Consider the following 17,493-nt stretch of genomic DNA (forward strand, 5'->3'; position numbering starts at 1 on the left):
CTAAATCCAAAGGGCTGATTACTTATGGCCATTCCTGCTTGGTTTTTGTAACAGATACCACAACCAACTATTACAAATACTTAATGGCTATAGTGAAACAAGACAAAATTACCGTTGAGCCTTTTCTTGCATTAGGAAATGAAGAAGTCGTTTTCTTAAAAGGCAGGGTAATCAGAGCATACAGGGAAAAAAGACCTTCCTCGCGGAACAATTGGCTTAAAAACATCTTAGCAGCGATCAGGAGATATTCTGGGTCATCTGTTCCCAACGCTAAAGTAGAGATCTCATTCCAGGATAAAGCCCATGTGGTTTCCACTGATGAAGATGGGGTTTTTGAGCTTCATATTGTGGAATGTCCACCCAAAGATAACGTGAGTGATTCAGTCACTTTTCAGGTTCTTGAGCCTAGCACCAGAAAGTCTCGTATAGCACATATGGAAGTGATTCGCTATAGTGGGGACACCGGGGTGATTTCTGATATTGATGATACGATCATTATCTCCCATTCTACAGAAATAGGGAAAAAATTCTGGTTGTCCATTTCAAAAAATGCGTTTACCAGAAGACCCTTACCGGGCGTTTCAGAATTCTACAGAAAGCTAACTGATAATTGGACCCTGCCTGTTTTTTATGTTTCCAGCAGTGACTGGTCTTTGTTTGATCTGATCAAAGATTTTCTACGCTATCGCCATATTCCCGATGGACCGCTTTTTCTCAAAGACAAACACATCAATCTCAGAAATGTGTGGAAATCAGGAGGGGGAGATCACCGGCATAAGTTTGAGAAAATTGAGTTGATCTTCAACATGTATCCCCAGATGTCTTTTTATCTCATAGGAGATAGCGGCCAAGAAGATCCTGAAATCTATGCTGAAGTAATGGGGAACCATCCAAACAGGATCAAAGGAGTCTTTATCAGATTAGTAGGTGAATTGGATCCTGAGCGCCGTGAGAAGCTGTCTTCTATTATAAATATGGATCGTTTTCATTTTGTGGAGACTTCCGATGAAGCAACGGCTATTGCAATTAAGGAAATGATAATTTAAGGCTTATGCTGACCTGCTTATTTGTGTATAATCCTATATCTGGAGATAATGGGTTGGGCAGAGATGAATTAGACGAAATAATCGAGGAGGAGCTAGTTGATTATTCGGTTTACCTATATGAAACTACCGGGAAGGATGATTATAAGAGCATCCAACAGGAAATCCATAATCTCAAGCCTGCTTTAGTTATAGCCGCGGGCGGTGATGGTACGGTAAAAATGGTGGCTAAGAGTCTGGGGGGGCTATCAATCCCTATAGCGATTATTCCTTTTGGTTCTGCAAATGGCCTGGCCAAATGTATGGGAATCGACACCTTAGAAGAGTCTTGGGAAGTGATCCGAAGGTTTAAAGTTCAGCACATAGATGCTATTATTATCAATGATGAGATTTGCCTTCATTTAGCTGATTTTGGGATAAATGCCAACCTGATCCAGAAGTTTGAACAAGATGGATCCAGAGGGATGCTAGGGTATGTAAAGCACTCCATAGGGGAAATCTTCGGTACTGATTCCATGAAATTTGAGTTGAAAATAGAGGATGAAATTATTGCCTTGACAGCTAAGATGGTAGTAATCGCCAATGGTCCAAGGTATGGGACAGGTGCAATAGTGAATTGCAAAGGTGTCATGGATGATGGCAAGTTTGAAGTGATATCGATCAACCCAGAGACTGCAGAACACTATTTGAAAATGACTATGGGATTTGTCAATGGTGACCTAGACGATATGGAGGGGATAGAGTCCTGGAGCGTGTCGAGCTGTGAAATCAGCAACCTGGAGGGAGCAGTATTTCAGATTGACGGAGAGGTCATGGATAGTACCCACAAAGTCACCGTCAGAATTGAGAAACATGCATTCAGGTTTCTCGTAGGGGAATCATTTTCTTCTTGCCAGTCATCCTGATAATTTGCAGGAGGTATTTACTGCAGATGAATAAGAGAGAAGAATTCCTTACCTTACTCTTCGTCTTTTTATTTTAGTTTTTACCCATGTATAGAAAAATATTACTAGCAGCTCTTCTGGGAGGTTCACTGATTTCCTGTAGTTCTGAGAAAAAGGAAGCCCAGCTAACAGAAGTGTCCGAATCCGAGTGGATCGATATGTTCAACGGAGAGAATCTGGATGGATGGATTCCTAAAATTCACCATCATGAAACTGGAGATAATTATCAAAATACCTTCCGTGTAGAAGATGGTGTTATAGTGGTGAATTACGACGATTACAATGAGGGGTTTAATGATCGCTATGGCCATTTGTTTTATGAAAAGCCATTTTCAGCTTTCCATATGACCTGGGAGTATAGATTTACGGATCAGTGGCTGGAAGATGCGGCAAGTTATACTTACCGAAACAGTGGGGTGATGTTCCACTCACAAGCACCAGAGACGATCCTAAAAGAGCAGGATTGGCCTATATCTGTGGAATGGCAAATGCTGGCTGAGGAAGAAGAGGGAGTGCCTAGGCCTACCGGGAATATGTGCTCTCCGGGAACTGACGTGTTTTTCGAAGGGAAAAAAGATCCTAGGCATTGCATCAATTCCACTTCTCCGACTTTCAAATGGGATGAATGGGTGAAAGCTGATCTGATCGTTTACGGTGATTCATTAGTCATTCATATGGTGAATGGAGATACTGTTTTGCAGTACAGCAAACCTCAGGTTGGGGGAGGAGTAGCCGCTAATTTTGACCCGCAATACAAAGTGGATGGAACCCCACTCACTCAGGGATATATTGGATTGCAGAGCGAAGGACAGGGAGTGGTTTTTAAGAATTTGAAGATTAAGGAATTGTAGGGAGTTGCAAGTATCTAGACATAAGTGTCAAGATTTCAGATAAAAGAGCCAAGATACTGGAGCCAAGATGCTGAAGCCAAGACTATAGAGTAAAGAATTTAGAACAGAGATTATATGAGTTAGGCTCTTCTAACTTCCATTGCCGTTTAATTTTCCATTGCCGCCGTTCGTGCCCTCGCGAACGGCTCTTGATATGTGCCGTATAGTGAATAAGGGGGGCATCATGAAGTGGAATCTAACAGCCTTCAGGCAAGTTCTGAAGGAAGTTGGCGGCAAAACTCTGTTCCAAGATCCTTTCCAGTTCAGAGGGAGGGGATTTCATTAAATTTTTTAATGTTAATCCTAGGCGGATGTCTTAACATTAAGGTCGAATTTTGCATCTAACGTTAAAATATGAAAATTTTAATGTTAGATTTTGCGTTGGTCAATGAGTTTTTAATCTTCCTAACCCCATTTCATCATCTGTATTTTCAAAAACCAAAGTTTTACCTCTTATTCAAAATAGAACCTTGGAGCTGATTTATGTGAAGTTAGGGCCATTTCTGGTATAGTAGAGAGGACTGGGTTTATGAGCGCTTGAGAAATATTGCTGACCAAATGGGGGAGATCCTTTTGGAAGATAGTTGTGTTGCCGCCGTCCCTGTCTTGTGAACAGCTTTTTTAGGTATGATTTATTGGTGCCTTTGGAGAGGTTATGTGTGAAATACGAGTTAATGCTTAGCACAACACCACTTCAATCATCGAGCTTCCCTCTTCTACTTACTTCAAGTGAACCGTCTTTCCGGTCTTGGCACTTTCCACTGCTGCGGATAAGATTTCCACTACGATCATATTATTCTCAAGTGAAGGAAGGGCGTAGTCATCGAGAACGAGATTACCATTGATAACAGCCAAAAAAAGCGTGAATGGATCTTCGAATGGAGAATTTGTATATTCTAACTTATATTCACTTTCATCAAAACCGGAATACCCTTCTGCATGGAGAACACGCACGTCTGTGGGATTGTCTGCATATATAGCTCCCGTCAAGCCATAGATTTCCATGTCTTTCCTTCCAATGGGCCAGTTCCAAGAAGCCTGGATGATTGCTTGCGAATCCTCATAATTTAGGATTATCGTGGCTTCATCATCCACTTTTGGATTGTTTTCAGGCTGAAGTTGCTGTGTGACCGCGGTTACTGACCTGGGTCGTTTTCCGGATTGTAGCCAGGTAACCAAGTTCGCTCCATAGCAGCCAAAATCAATAATTGCCCCGCCTCCATTTAACGTAGGATCTGTCAGCCATTGCAAAAACTCTTCACTTACTCCTATTTTTTTTGGGCCGCGATGCCCGTCTCTCACCACTACTTTTCGCAGGTCACCCACTTCACCGTTTTGGAGTATTTCACTGGCTTTGAACGTACTGGGATACCAAGTGGTCTCATAGTTAGTGATCAAGTGTATTTTATGCTGTTCTGCCAATTCCTTCATTTTAGTGGCATGTTCCAGGCTTACTGCCAGTGGTTTTTCCACCATCACATGAATGCCTCTAGGTGCACAAACTTCGACTACAGCTAAGTGGTCGTAGATGTTTCCAAAAGCCGTGACGGCTTCAGGCTTGGCTTTCTCCAGCATCTCTTCCATGCTGTCAAAAACCAAATCCATAGAAATTCCATGCTGTGCTGTAAGCCTTTTTGCCAGTTCTTTATTTGGTTCGGCAATTCCCACGATTTCCAGATCTGCTCGGTCTTTAGCATTCAGTATCCAGCCTACATGTCCATGAGTAAGACCCGCAACTCCGATTTTGGTGCGCTTTTGCTGCGCAAAAGTAAGGGAGCTTAGAAGGATCAAAATAAAGAAGATTAAAAGAAAGTGCTTTTTCATAGGTTGGACTTTTTAATCTAAAAAGGCGAGAATTTCGATGTGCTTAGTAATCATTAGCACTCACTTTTATTGTTTAGCAATTAACTCTAGACAGGATAGAGAGCTGTCAATATTAAAAAGATTGATATCTATCAAATGATGTATCATGAGGCAATTCCGAGTTGCTTTTCTCTAGTTGCCGCAAAAAATAGACATGCATTAATGCTTTCTAAGGATAATTTAGGGAAATCATAAACGATTTCTTCTTTAGACATCCCACTTGCCAACCAATTTAAAACATCTGCTACCGAAATTCTAATGCCGATGATTGATGGTTGACCCAATCTTTTGGAGGGATTGATTTCGATGTACTTGATGAATTCCATAGCTAAATGTCGTAAACTCAGATAAGAAAATCTACGAAATAAAATTGATGATGTTCATTTTAATATAAATCACATCTACATCCTAGCAATAGTCATCCCGCCATCCACGGTAAGCACCTGGCCGGTAGAGTAGGGTAAGTCTCCTCTGACCAAGGCTGCCACCACTTTGCCGATGTCTTCAGGCATGCCCATGCGCGGTTCAAGCGTCATTCCGTTTTTTACCCCTTGATGGTAGGTTTCCCTTACTTTTTCTATCATATCTGTCTCTATCACACCTGGCTGGATTTCATAGACAGGAATGCCAAATTCCGCCATTTTCACCGCTAAGACCTTAGAAAACATAGATAAGGAAGCTTTAGACATGCAGTAGGAAGCACGAATCTTGGAAGCTACAGTGGCAGAAATTGAGGTGATATTAACTATAGAAAGCTCGGCTTCAGGTTTCTCCGTTTTTAGATCCGCCATCCATTTAGCTATGATCTGAGTGAGGAAGAAAGTGCCTTTCTGATTGATGTCCATCAAGTGATCGTAATCTTCTTCTGAGATGTCGAAGAGATCATTTCTCGTTCTGGGAGCGACTCCAGCGTTGTTTACCAGAATATCGATTTTGCCAAACTTGGATTTCAGTCCATCAAGAATTGACTCCCGGTCTTCCTTTACTGCAATATTGCCCTGCAAATAGGCTACCCGAACGCCTAAGCTTCTCAACTCATCCAGAGCTGTGCTTGCACTATCCTCATCCCGAACACCATTTATCGCAAGGGCTATACCTTCTTCAGCCAGTTTACGGGCAATTCCAAGACCAATCCCGCGTGAGCCTCCTGTTACTAATGCTACTCTACTCATGATGCTTTGATGGTTTTAAGTGTTTCGTGTATTTCCATTTTTTTATAAAAAGGATCTAGGGGAAAGCAGCCTGAAATCATGCCGTTTCGGGGAGCTGTAGTACAATCTGAGAAAGTGCGGCAGATTTTACCCCGCTTCATAGGTTCCCCTGCCAGCACGTCTGCAGGCAATTCCGGATAGCTAAGAACCATCCTTCCTAAGCCTATAGAATCAGCTTTTCCTGATTCTAACACGTTGTGAGCCACATTTGGAAGCCATTCCTGCAGATAAGAATACGCTGATCCCACTGTGTAGAAGTTGGGAAAAGCTTTTTTAACTTCTGCCACAGACTCAATCTGCCTGGCCACACCATGAAGAGGGTCTTCTGGAGGCATATATCCATCGGAGGGAGGGAATAGTGCAGGACGCTGGATGTGTGGATTGTAGTAAGGGCTGCCGGCAGTAGTGCAGAGTAGCTCTATATCGAGTTTCTCCAGTTCTTTGAGGAATTCAAAGGATTCATTGAGGTTCTCTCCAATGCCTGATTCATTTCCGCCGAAAGCAAAAGGATAAGGGCTTTCTGCCGCGGGGATACCTTTGCCATCCGCCCCTTGCTTGAAAGGAGCCCAGTCAAAAATACTCATTCGCACACCAATTTCAAGTCCAGGTGCTTCAGCTCTGATTCCTGCTACGATCTCCCGGATAAAGCGTGTGCGGTTCTCGATTGATTTGCCGTATTTACCTTCACGGTCGTAAGCACTGAGAAACTCATGGCCCAAATATCCGTGGCAGTGTTTGATATCTACAAACCTATACCCTGTTTTTTGCGCACGAACCGCAGCTGCTACGTAAGAATCGATCAATTCGGATATTTCTCCATCTGTCATTAGCGGATAATCTTCTGCCAAGCCGAATTTTTTGTTCAATACCGGGTGTGAATATAGAATCTTCGGGGCCATTTTGGTTTTGCTTTCAGGCTTGCAAAATCTGCCTGAATGCGTGAGTTGCAGTCCTGTGAGCAAATCCTCAGAATTTCCAAAGGCAGTTCTATGCTCACGCTCCACCATTTGATACAATTCCTCGAAATCGCTTAGATTTTCATCATTGATCATAAGCTGGTTTGGGTTGGCTCTTCCGTCCGGCTGCACGGCTACGGCTTCGCATCCCCACAGTAATTTGGCTCCAGAGATCGCAAAGTTCTTCCAGCGTCTTTTGGTGAGCTCGGTAGGTTTGCCGTCGGTGGCGCCATCCCAACCTTCCATTGGAAGAATGCAAAACGCATTGCCTATTTTATTTCCTGCCCTGGTGGTATGAGCCTTGGCAAAAGGTGAATCACCGCCCGTTTTTAGTTCTTCATCAAAGTCCAGTGTTATGTTTTCTGTTATCAGATGATCACGAAGATTTTCAGCGGTTTTCAGCTGGGCTACTCTTGGATATTGGGGTTTGTATTTTCCTGCGCTCATGAGCGTACACAATTAAAATAGCTGTAATAGGTTTCTCCGTCCAGCATTCGCTGAAGTAATAAGGCCAGTTCTCGTGCATGATAATCCCCCCACATGCAGGACTCTCCATAGGGAGCTTTATCCGGATCGGGACGGTGATCCCAGCCGTTTGGCTGGTGGTAGATTGAGTGCAAAATCAATCCTTGATGTGAAGAGTCGGCGGATAAATAGGGTTCTGAAAACAGGTTGTTCGCTATCTGAATCCCTGCTTGGATGTATTTTTCAGAAAGTTCAGGGTTTTCCTCTTTCATCCAATGCCCAATTCTGATCAAACCCTGTGCTGTGATGCATGCAGCAGAAGAATCTATCGGCTCATAGGCATTAAATGGATCTGACTTTTCATTGAGATAATCTCCCATTTTATGAAGATTTGGTGCTCCGGTATCCCAGTATGGAATGCCATCCGTTGGGGTATTTGCTAGATAGAAATCCGCTGTAGCAGTGGCCGCTTCTGAGAGTTCTTTGATCAGGTCTGCTTTCGAAATGATTTCAGAGTAATCGGTTTCTTCTACTTGATCTAAAATTTCAAGTGTTTCCCCAAGGCCGCAAATGGCCCATGCCAATCCGCGTGTCCAGGTGCTGAAACCTGTATAGCCTTGTTGTGAATTCGGGCAGCGATAATTCCCATCATTGGTGTTGAAGATGATCTCATGGGCAGTTCTGCCAGACAGGTCATAAGAATCCCTTCCGTTTCCATAAAATATTGAATAGCGAACGGTGCTCAGGATATGCTGTATTGCCCGCTGGATTAGGGAGATTCTACGGTCATTTTCGCCTTGGAGCACATGTCCTAGCGCATGGGAAACTATCAACGCCCTGCATGAGCGGATCGTGTCCACAAACAGGGAATGAGGACCATTAAAAGAATAAATAAATCCCCCGCTAGGGATTGATGTCCATCGCATGGCCTGCACTGCACCACTTACTTTCAAGGCAAGCTGGTAGAAGTTTTTCTCCCAGGCTGCACCCTCTATTTTACCCTCTTCTATCAATCTAAGGAGGTTTCCATAAGTGCTCACATTGTTAAATCCATGATCATGGACACCTACGTGTGTGAGGTGAGGAGCCATTTTATTCAAGGTATTATCACGGCCGATTTTCAAAAACTGCTCATCACCTGTGGCATCAAACTGAAGGATTGCGGATCCATATTGGAATCCCTGAGTCCATTCTGTCCAGCCTCGAGTCACATATTTGCCTTTTTCGGTAAAGACAGGAGCGCCCTTTGTAGTGTCGAAGGAGGATTCGATCAGATTGATTTTCCTCCCGGAGAGTTCCCAGAATTTTTTCAGAGGTTGTTGTAAGTTAGTTATAGAAATGTTCGAATCAAGCTTCATGAGTGGTTCTTTGGGTGAAATGATGTCTAACCATCAAAGTGAAAGTTAAAATAAACAGAATGCCATACATCAGGAAATCCAAAGGATATCCGGCTATTATACTAGGGACAATTTCTGTAAGTGACAGCAGGAAAATCGTAAGTGCGACAGAAGAGATCCACAGCAGTGCCTGCGGAGGTTTTTTGAAAATGACTGCCCCCAATACCACTGGCGCAATCATGGAGGTACCGGCAAAACTCACCCTGGCCAGGAGCACAAGTTCATTGCTCATGTACGTGGAAAATACCAGAACAATAAGGGAGAATATCAAAATGGAAAGCTTGGTTACTTTCATGTTGGACTTGTCAGTGCCTGAAAGTAAGGAGCGAAGTTCTGTGCCGAGGGCAAAGATCTGCGCATTTGTGGTCGATAGGCAGGCGGCAAAAAGACCTACCACAGCTAGTGCCGCCACAGGCACCGCCTGGTCAAATAACAGGGCGTTTTTCAAAAAATCCGCTGTACTTGCATCTGGATATTTGACAGCACCATAAAGTCCTATAAATGCTGTAGGCAAAATTACTAGAATAGCGAAAATCCCAACAGCATAAGCCATCCTATGCACGGATTTCAGGTTTTTCATCACCACCAAACGCGTAGTGAATTGAGGTTGGGAAACAGGAATCAATACAATTGCTATAGCAGACGCGATGAGAAATGGAGAAGTAAACAGACCTTTTGGGCCAGGAAGAGTCAGCAGACCAGCATTTGTTTGTGATATTTTTTCCAGGCCAGCTTCCAGTCCTCCGCTCAGTTTTAAACAAGTGGCCCCTATGATCCATATGACAGTCAGCATAATCACTCCCTGGATGGCATCGCTGTAAACTATGGCTTTTAGCCCACCTATTTCCGAGTAGATCAACATAATGAAAACCAGCACGGCAGACCATACCCAATACGGAAACATATCCGGAAATGCGGCATCCAGAAATATGGAGATGCCCCGGATTTGTATCGCCACATAAGGGATGAGAAACAGGAAGGCACTTGTAAAAACAAGATAGCCGGCAAAAGAATTCTGATAGCAGGACTTCATCAGTCCCGCTACTCCTTTATAGCCATTTATAGATGCCCGTTTGCGTAAAGCATAGCCAAACCATATCAGGAAGAAAACCATCAGTGCATCAGACAAGGCCAAGAAAATCCATGCCCCAACTCCATGGACACGAAAGAAGTCCGGCATCCCCATAAATGTGAAGGCAGAGAATAACGCTGCCGAAAAGGTCAGGAATCCCAGGATGGTTCCAATGTTGGATCCTGCAAAAATGAAATCATCAGAAGTCCTGTCTTTTCTATAGGATCGATACGAAGCATATCCCAACATTGCCAGGAATAGCGTGAAGAAGAATATTAACCATCCAATCATTGCTTCTTCGGATCATCAAATGGAAATACTTTTGAGCCGATGAAGGTGGCAAGTACCACCAGCACGGTAATCAGGAATCCAGACCAAAAGGCGAAAGGCACATTTGCCAATGAGGGGTCAGATTTCTCTTCTTTGAAAAGAAAAAGATATGAGCATGCTGTCAACACAAGCACAGCAAGCACCAATTGTTTCCATAGTTTGGATTTCATGTGTGTTTTTTTTAGCGGCCATATGCCCGCCTGTCTTCGGACAGGGAATCTTGCATTTAAGGATAATAATCCCTCTCTGTGTCGTTTATGACTTGCTCGATTTCATGGGAATAGGCCAAGGTTATTCTGGATATTTTGGGATTTACCTAAAAATAATTTCTAAGTAGCGCTTAAAATAGCAATTATCTCTTTTAATACTAACCTGTGGTGACGCTCTGTTAGATATTTCTTACGAAATGGATTTCATAAAAAACTAGTACAACTGAAATGGAGTTATTGGAATTACAGTTTCATCAGGCACAATTTACTTTTGGACAGCTCCCTCTTGTTTCCTTTAGAAAAGGGAGCTGTCAAATCCGAACATCTGAAATTGATGCCAGCGGTTTGTTTGAAAAAATGTGAAATTGCTGTTTGTTGCTTTTTAAAAATCAAATAGCCTTTTCCAAACTAACACGTACTGACTTGCTTATTGGGGTATTGCTTTTGTCGGCGAACTCATGAATTGGGACTAGAGGATTTGTTTCTGGAAAATAGGCAGCCAAATTACCAGGCGGGATCTGGTAAGGAATGACTAAAAATTGAAAGACCTTACGCTCCTGTCCTTCATAATTACTCATAATATTCACCACATCCATTTTCTTGAGATTCTCCCGAGCCATATCTGACTTGTTCATAAATAGCACCCGTCGTTCGTTGTGAATTCCTCGGTACCGATCATTAAGTCCATAAATGGTGGTGTTAAACTGATCGTGCGAGCGTATGCTCATCAGCAGGTACTCCTTTTCCTTTAGGTTGTGTATAGGTAATGAGGTGATGGAAAATTGTGCCCTTTGATTGGGAAGCATACTGAAATCAAGATCTCTGGCATTATTGGGCAGATAATAGCCAGATCCTTTGGACTTGGTATTTATGTCTTTGAAACCGGAAATCACTTCACCAAGTTTCTCTCGGAGTAAATCGTAATTAGAGCCCAACAGTTTCCATTTCACAGGATGATCTTCCCTGAAATATGCCGCTGCAATTCCGGCCACAATTTCCGGTTCGCTTTTGATATCATCAGAAATAGGAGTCAGAAATCCCTTTGATTGGTGGACGGCTCCCATGCTGTTTTCTACTGTGAAGTGCCGCTGCTCTCCATCCTTCATGTCCTTATCAGACCTTCCAAGAGTAGGTAAAATCAGGGCAGTTTTGCCAGTGATCACATGGCTTCGATTGAGTTTGGTGCTGATTTGAACGCTGAGGTCACAGTTTTGAAGAGCCTTGGCAGTGTATTCAGTATCAGAAGCAGCTGACACAAAATTGCCTCCCAGTCCAATGAACACCTTGGCTTTCCCTTCATGCATGGCTGGAATCGCTTTGACCACATCGACACCAGCATGTTCTGGGGCGTCGAAGCCAAAGGTGTTTTTGATGGCCGTATTTAATTCTTTGGACACAAAGTGCATGATGCCTACAGTTCTGTCTCCCTGTACATTGCTGTGACCTCGCACAGGACAGGTGCCGGCACCTGGTTTTCCCAAACTTCCTTTGAGCAAGAGTAAATTGACACATTCTTTGATGTTTTCTACCCCGTTTTTGTGCTGGGTAAGACCCATTGCCCAACAGATGATGATTTTGCTTTTTTTGGCCAAAAGCGCCACCGCTTCGTCGATTAACTTTTCTTCTATTCCGCAGAGTTCTAATAATTCCTGTTCAGACTGTGCGTGCAAGTGCTCTATAAGTGATTCATATCCGGCAGTGTATTTCCCGATGAATTCGTGGTCGAAAACTTTTCCGCTAACCTTATCCAGTGCGGCCAATTTCTTTTCAATCAATTTTAATAGCGCCACATCCTGATTGATTTTAACCTGTAGATAAATATCCGTCAATCCTACTCCATTCAGAAGTATCCCGGCAACTTCCTGGGGATTTCTAAAACGTATTAATCCGGCCTCCTGAAGTGGATTGACGGTAATGATTTTCCCTCCATTCCTTTTGCATTTCTCCAAAGCTGACAGCATTCGTGGATGGTTTGTTCCGGGGTTTTGTCCGATTACCATCACCACTTCGGCTTTGTCAAAATCCTCCAGTTTCACCGATCCTTTGCCTATTCCAAGTGTTTCAGAAAGCCCCACCCCACTGGATTCATGGCACATATTGGAGCAGTCAGGCATATTATTGGTGCCAAAGGCCCTAGCAAACAGTCCGTACAGAAATGCGGCTTCGTTGCTTGATCTTCCAGAGGTGTAAAAGATGGCTTGGTCTGGATGATCCAGTGCATGGAGGTGATCTGAAATAGTTCTAAATGCTTCTTCCCAAGTACACTCTTCGTAGTGATTTGAGTCTGGTCTCAGAATCATGGGGGCGGACAAACGTCCACTTTGGCCTATCTTATAATCTGACCAACTGGAAATTTCCTGTATGGAATAATTAGAAAAAAATGCATTGTCCACCTTTTTTGATGTAGCTTCTTCAGCTAAAGCCTTCGCTCCGTTTTCACAGTATTCTCCCAGTTTGGATCGGTTTTGAGGATCTGGCCAAGCACAACCTGGACAGTCAAAACCATCCTTTTGGTTCATGTGCGAAAGCGTCTGTAAAGACTTGATAACTCCCATTTCTTTGAAAGTATGTTGCAGCGCTACTTTTACTGCAGTGAAACCTGCGGCATATAGTGCAGGCTTTTTTAGATCTATTCCTGTAAATTCTTGATTGCTTTGAGCCTGGATATTCTTTCTGAAGGAGGATGGCATGGAGATGTAGTTCTAAAATTCGGTTTCTTTCTTAAGGTGAAAGGGCTATGAAACTCATAGGATTTAAGACTTAGGCTTATTTTTCTGATGGCTTATATCCGAATGGGCAGAAGCCAGCGCCTCGACAAGTGCTTCCTTGGATACCCTCTGGAGGTCAAAAGTAGTCCAGCCTTTTTCTCCCCACTTGTTGGGAACGGGGTAGATGGCACTTGGCTCATAGTCGCAAAAAGCGGTTTGTTCCGTTAGTGAAAGGAGCAGGTTTGCGGAGAGGGATTTCTCATGTAGTGTTGCGAAAATCCTCTTTTTTGCCACTTTGAAGGCTGTTCTGTCAAAATGTGGGGCACTTTCAGTTCCCGGAAAGGACAGAGCAAGTTGAGAAAATGAGTCTGGGGTTATCATGGTACATCATGTTTGCTTCCCTAAGTTCACAAATTCCCTCAAAAAAGTAAAAGCGGATTGGACATAGATCCAATCCGCTCTTTTTAAAAGAAAGTCGCTTCAGTTAGATTACCGTTACGAATTTCTCTTTTGGAGTACGTACTTTTTTCATATTGAGCAGCCAGTCGCTTTCCTCATTTCTATAGCCAAGTGGTAAGACGATCACAGATCGAAGGCCTTTGGATTTTAGATCCAAAATCTCATCCAAAGCCGTTGGGTCAAAACCTTCCATAGGAGTGGAGTCAATTTTTTGTTCAGCGGCAGCTATCAGGGCAGTTCCTAGAGCTATATAAGCCTGCCTGGCTGCATGGTTGAAGTTCTGTTCCGCAGTTTGGGCACCATAAGCTGTTATAAGTTTATTTCTATAGTCGTCCGTAGCTGAGTCAGGCAGGTTTCTCTGCTCGTTGTTATATTTGAAAACGCCATTGATTCTCTCTGGCGTGTAGTTGTCCCATGCTGCAAACACAAGCACGTGGGAAGCGTCTGTGATTTGGCTTTGCCCCCAAGCGATAGGCTTGATTTTTTCCTTTACTTCCTGATCGGTGATGACCAGGATTTCATACGGCTGCAATCCTGAAGAGGAAGCAGAAAGCCTAACTGCTTCGAGGATGTAATCTACTTTTTCTTGGGGAACGGGAGTCCCGTTCATTGATTTGGTGGCATATCGCCAATTCAGGTTTTCTAAAACTTGCATAATATGTTGGTTCAGTTTTCATGCGCTTGGGGTCTTGCCGACAAGCATTGATTGGTAAACACAATCAAAATATTAAAGTTCAATGTCTAGGTGATAAATGTTTATACATGTAATTTATTGCGTTGTTTGATAAACATCAGGCGACTTATTAATAATATCAGCAAAGGAAAATCGCATAATTAGGTGTCATCACATGAAATTCAATTTAACTTTGGGCGAAATTGATAGGCCCAGTTGGGGAATATTAAAAATATAGTATTAAATAGTATTAATAAATGTCCTATTTGATCAGAAAGGCCAATTTTGCTGACCTAAGTTCTTTGGTAGCAATGGCTAGGCTTTCATTTATTCAGGCGTTCACTGAGGGAAACAAAATCGAAAATGTGAATGCCTATTTGGAGGAGGCATTTACGGAAGAACAGTTTGCCGAGGAAATGGAAAATCCAGCCTCTGTTTTTTTCCTTTTGGAAGTGCAAGGCGTCCTGGCGGGATATACCAAAGTGAATTTCGTACCCGCCCAGACTGACCTCCATGACAACTCCAGTCTTGAAGTAGCCAGACTATATCTTCTGGAAGAGTTTATAGGGATGGGATTGGGTAAGGTTCTTCTTACCCATGCGATTAATTTTGCTAAGCTGAACAGGAAAAAATACCTCTGGCTAGGCGTGTGGGAAAAAAACAGACACGCGATCAAATTTTATGAGAAGCACGGCCTAAGTGTTTTTAGCTCACATCCCTTTCCTTTTGGGGATGAGATCCAGACGGACTTTTTGATGCGGATTGATTTCTGAACAGTTTCATCGGGCCAAAATAAATAACGGTCATGTTTTTAATGTGCTTGTGTACGCAGGGCTATTGATGTTTTTAGGGTTGAGACTTAGCGTGAATGACTCACTTCCAACATTTCATTGCTCGTCGTAATGGGAACTAAAGCACTATGAGAATTTTGGACTGCAATACTATCTCAGGGTTAAATAAGTCTGAAAGGGCAAAAAAAGACGACCCTGCCAGGTCGCCTTCGCTCTATAAATTGGGCTAGTAGGATAGGTTAATCTTCCCCCAGTTCGCCTCGTTCAGCCATTTTCTGCATCTTTTTGTTTGCATAGATAGCCACTTCTACACGTCTGTTTTGCTGACGTCCTTCGGCTGTCTCATTGGTGGCTATAGGTTGCATTTCACCATAGGCTGAGATTTCCATCCTGTTTTTTGCAATACCGTTTGCAGTCAAGAAATCTTCTACTGAATAGGCTCTTTTTCTGGATAATTCCATGTTATAATCATCTGATCCGCTGCTGTCTGTATGTCCTTCCACCAGGATATTTGTCTCCTCATACTTTTTCAATGTTTCAGCCAGTTCAGTCAAGTTTTGCTTTGAGACATCGCTTAGCTCAGATTTGTCCACTGGGAACATCAGTCCGGAATCGAAGGTGATTTTAATACCTTCTCCTACACGTTCTACTTTTGCGCCTTTTAGATCCCGCTGCAGTTCGTCAGCGGCTTTGTCCATCTGATGGCCGATGATCGCTCCCGCTGACCCACCGATCGCTGATCCTATTAATACACCTACTGCGGTATTCCCTTTGCCGGCGATCACACCGCCCAGTATTCCTCCTGCGGATCCACCGATTGCTCCGCCTTTTACTGCGTTGCTAGATTTACAACTCATAGCACCCAGAGTAGTCGAGGTGATTAGGGTTGCCATTAAAAGTTTGTTGGTCGTTTTCATAATTGTTGTCATTTATTTATCATATAACACTTCTGAGCTTGATTTGAGGGGATCTGATTCGATTGTTAATCCCTTTCTACCTATACTTTTCGAATTATCGATCTCAAAAGGTATGTTATGATGGAACATAGCACTCAATTGATGTACCAACTTAGCTAGGAAGCATCAGAAAAGATTTTTTAGGAAAATGCGTGGGAAAACTTCCCAATACTGTGGAGGTGTAGGATAAATAATCCCTCGCTGGTTTATCAAACTGTTATTACTGAAGTTTGGATTGTTTGCCACACCAGTAGCTGGTATTTTTGCGGAAAGTTTATCCGATGAAAAAAGTTTACCTGCTTCTCCTCAGTATTTTGGTTTTCCCACTAGTTTCTCCTGCACAGGAGAACACTGAGCCCATAGTGTTATTGATCTCTCTGGATGGGTTTCGATACGATTATGTGGCCAGATTCCAGCCGGAGAATTTAAGTAGATTTATAGCTACTGGTGTGGCGGCAAAAAGTATGATGCCCTCCTTTCCCAGCAAGACTTTCCCTAACCACTATACTATTGCGACAGGGATGAAGCCCGAGCATCATGGTCTGGTGGATAATTCATTTTATGATCCGAAGAAAGATCAGACCTACGGAATCGGTAAAACAGAGATCGTCCAAGATGGAACATGGTATGGCGGTACACCCCTTTGGGTACTGGCTGAGCAGAATAATATAAAAGCCGCCAGTTATTTTTTCGTCGGATCAGAGGCAGATGTGCAGGGAATCCACCCGAGCTATTATTATCCTTATGATGGAGGAGTGAGCAATCTGACTAGAGTGACGGAGGTGTTCAGATGGCTGGAGCTTCCAGCAGCCGAACGCCCCAGGATGATTACACTTTATTTCTCGGATATGGATGATGTGGGGCATCGCTACGGCCCGAATAACGATGCGCAATTGTCAATGGCTCTGGAAAGGCTGGATCGGGAGTTGGGGGCTTTATTTGAAGGACTAAAAAGTATTGATTTGCCGATCAATGTGATAATCGTATCGGATCATGGGATGACAGACATTCCTGTAGGTAATTTCCTAAACCTTAATGATCTCACACATGCTATACCCGGAAGGGTGGTTAATAATGGAGCTTTGGCTCATGTTTATTTGAAGAATGAAAAGGACAAAAAGAAAGTGATTAAAGCACTGGAAAAATCCTCTATGCCCATTCATGTGACTGATGTAGATCACAAGGAGAATTACCAGGATTTGATGTATAAGGATAGGATAGGGGATATTCTGATTATACCTGACAAAGGTTATTACTTTGCGTGGGGATCTGCCTTGCCCAGGATCAGGCAAAAAGCGGAGAGTATGGGGACTGATGTTTTAGGGGAGCACGGTTTTAGCCCAGCCTATAAGGACATGCATGCTGTTTTTTATGCGAATGGCCCGGCATTTAAATCAGGAATTGGGATAGAGACTTTTCAAAACGTCCATGTTTATCCCCTGATCTGTAAAATTCTTGGTTTACCGATTCCTGAGGATATAGATGGTAAATTAGAAGTATTGGAACCTATTTTAAGGTAGATAGAA

The 17,493-nt window shown here is 43.1% G+C and carries 16 protein-coding genes; 5 read left to right on the forward strand and 11 right to left on the reverse strand.

Annotated elements, in window-relative coordinates; translation table 11 throughout:
- The first annotated feature begins 83 nt into the window (after positions 1 to 83).
- The 3 genes from LZF95_RS09370 (at position 84) to LZF95_RS09380 (ending at position 2,838) form a co-directional block, all read left to right on the forward strand.
- A complete protein-coding gene (locus tag LZF95_RS09370) occupies positions 84 to 1,046 on the forward strand; it encodes a phosphatase domain-containing protein (protein ID WP_233754726.1) in 963 nt (320 codons plus the stop codon).
- Positions 1,047 to 1,051: 5 nt separating this feature from the next.
- Positions 1,052 to 1,948, forward strand: a complete 897-nt coding sequence (locus tag LZF95_RS09375) for a diacylglycerol kinase family protein (RefSeq protein ID WP_233754727.1) — start codon at positions 1,052 to 1,054, stop codon at positions 1,946 to 1,948.
- Positions 1,949 to 2,034: 86 nt separating this feature from the next.
- Positions 2,035 to 2,838 (forward strand): DUF1080 domain-containing protein, encoded by an 804-nt coding sequence (locus LZF95_RS09380; protein WP_233754728.1) that lies wholly within the window; start codon positions 2,035 to 2,037, stop codon positions 2,836 to 2,838.
- Positions 2,839 to 3,597: 759 nt separating this feature from the next.
- Here the strand turns inward: LZF95_RS09380 and LZF95_RS09385 are convergent.
- From LZF95_RS09385 to LZF95_RS09430, 10 genes are all read right to left on the reverse strand, one after another.
- Entirely contained in the window at positions 3,598 to 4,701 is a 1,104-nt protein-coding gene (locus LZF95_RS09385) for a Gfo/Idh/MocA family protein (RefSeq protein ID WP_233754729.1), read from the reverse strand.
- Positions 4,702 to 4,844: 143 nt separating this feature from the next.
- Positions 4,845 to 5,066 (reverse strand): DUF433 domain-containing protein, encoded by a 222-nt coding sequence (locus tag LZF95_RS09390; protein WP_233754730.1) that lies wholly within the window; start codon positions 5,064 to 5,066, stop codon positions 4,845 to 4,847.
- A 75-nt stretch (positions 5,067 to 5,141) separates the two neighbouring features.
- Positions 5,142 to 5,912, reverse strand: a complete 771-nt coding sequence (locus LZF95_RS09395; protein WP_233754731.1) for a 3-ketoacyl-ACP reductase — start codon at positions 5,910 to 5,912, stop codon at positions 5,142 to 5,144.
- Positions 5,909 to 7,354 (reverse strand): NADH:flavin oxidoreductase, encoded by a 1,446-nt coding sequence (locus LZF95_RS09400; protein ID WP_233754732.1) that lies wholly within the window; start codon positions 7,352 to 7,354, stop codon positions 5,909 to 5,911. Before LZF95_RS09400 ends, LZF95_RS09395 begins: the two co-directional genes overlap by 4 nt.
- Positions 7,351 to 8,730, reverse strand: coding sequence for a glycosyl hydrolase (locus LZF95_RS09405; RefSeq protein WP_233754733.1), 1,380 nt, complete (start codon positions 8,728 to 8,730; stop codon positions 7,351 to 7,353). Before LZF95_RS09405 ends, LZF95_RS09400 begins: the two co-directional genes overlap by 4 nt.
- Entirely contained in the window at positions 8,720 to 10,132 is a 1,413-nt protein-coding gene (locus tag LZF95_RS09410) for a sodium:solute symporter (RefSeq protein WP_233754734.1), read from the reverse strand. The genes LZF95_RS09405 and LZF95_RS09410 overlap by 11 nt, the downstream gene beginning before the upstream one ends.
- The gene (locus LZF95_RS09415; protein ID WP_233754735.1) at positions 10,129 to 10,341 is read right to left on the reverse strand and encodes a hypothetical protein; all 213 of its coding nucleotides are present in this window, start codon (positions 10,339 to 10,341) and stop codon (positions 10,129 to 10,131) included. Before LZF95_RS09415 ends, LZF95_RS09410 begins: the two co-directional genes overlap by 4 nt.
- A gap of 428 nt (positions 10,342 to 10,769) precedes the next feature.
- Positions 10,770 to 13,070 carry an FdhF/YdeP family oxidoreductase gene (locus LZF95_RS09420; RefSeq protein WP_233754736.1) on the reverse strand — a complete coding sequence of 767 codons (2,301 nt, stop codon included), beginning with the start codon at positions 13,068 to 13,070 and terminating at the stop codon, positions 10,770 to 10,772.
- A gap of 63 nt (positions 13,071 to 13,133) precedes the next feature.
- Positions 13,134 to 13,469, reverse strand: coding sequence for an MmcQ/YjbR family DNA-binding protein (locus LZF95_RS09425; protein WP_233754737.1), 336 nt, complete (start codon positions 13,467 to 13,469; stop codon positions 13,134 to 13,136).
- A 103-nt stretch (positions 13,470 to 13,572) separates the two neighbouring features.
- Entirely contained in the window at positions 13,573 to 14,202 is a 630-nt protein-coding gene (locus LZF95_RS09430; RefSeq protein WP_233754738.1) for an NAD(P)H-dependent oxidoreductase, read from the reverse strand.
- Between the two features lie 275 nt (positions 14,203 to 14,477).
- Between LZF95_RS09430 and LZF95_RS09435 the strand changes: the two genes are divergently transcribed.
- The gene (locus LZF95_RS09435; protein ID WP_233754739.1) at positions 14,478 to 14,993 is read left to right on the forward strand and encodes a GNAT family N-acetyltransferase; all 516 of its coding nucleotides are present in this window, start codon (positions 14,478 to 14,480) and stop codon (positions 14,991 to 14,993) included.
- Between the two features lie 257 nt (positions 14,994 to 15,250).
- Here the strand turns inward: LZF95_RS09435 and LZF95_RS09440 are convergent, their stop codons facing one another.
- The gene (locus LZF95_RS09440; RefSeq protein WP_233754740.1) at positions 15,251 to 15,868 is read right to left on the reverse strand and encodes an OmpA family protein; all 618 of its coding nucleotides are present in this window, start codon (positions 15,866 to 15,868) and stop codon (positions 15,251 to 15,253) included.
- Positions 15,869 to 16,248: 380 nt separating this feature from the next.
- Between LZF95_RS09440 and LZF95_RS09445 the strand changes: the two genes are divergently transcribed.
- Positions 16,249 to 17,487, forward strand: coding sequence for an ectonucleotide pyrophosphatase/phosphodiesterase (locus tag LZF95_RS09445; RefSeq protein ID WP_233754741.1), 1,239 nt, complete (start codon positions 16,249 to 16,251; stop codon positions 17,485 to 17,487).
- The last annotated feature ends 6 nt before the right edge of the window (positions 17,488 to 17,493 follow it).

Source organism: Algoriphagus sp. AGSA1, from assembly GCF_021390545.1.
Taxonomy (GTDB): domain Bacteria; phylum Bacteroidota; class Bacteroidia; order Cytophagales; family Cyclobacteriaceae; genus Algoriphagus.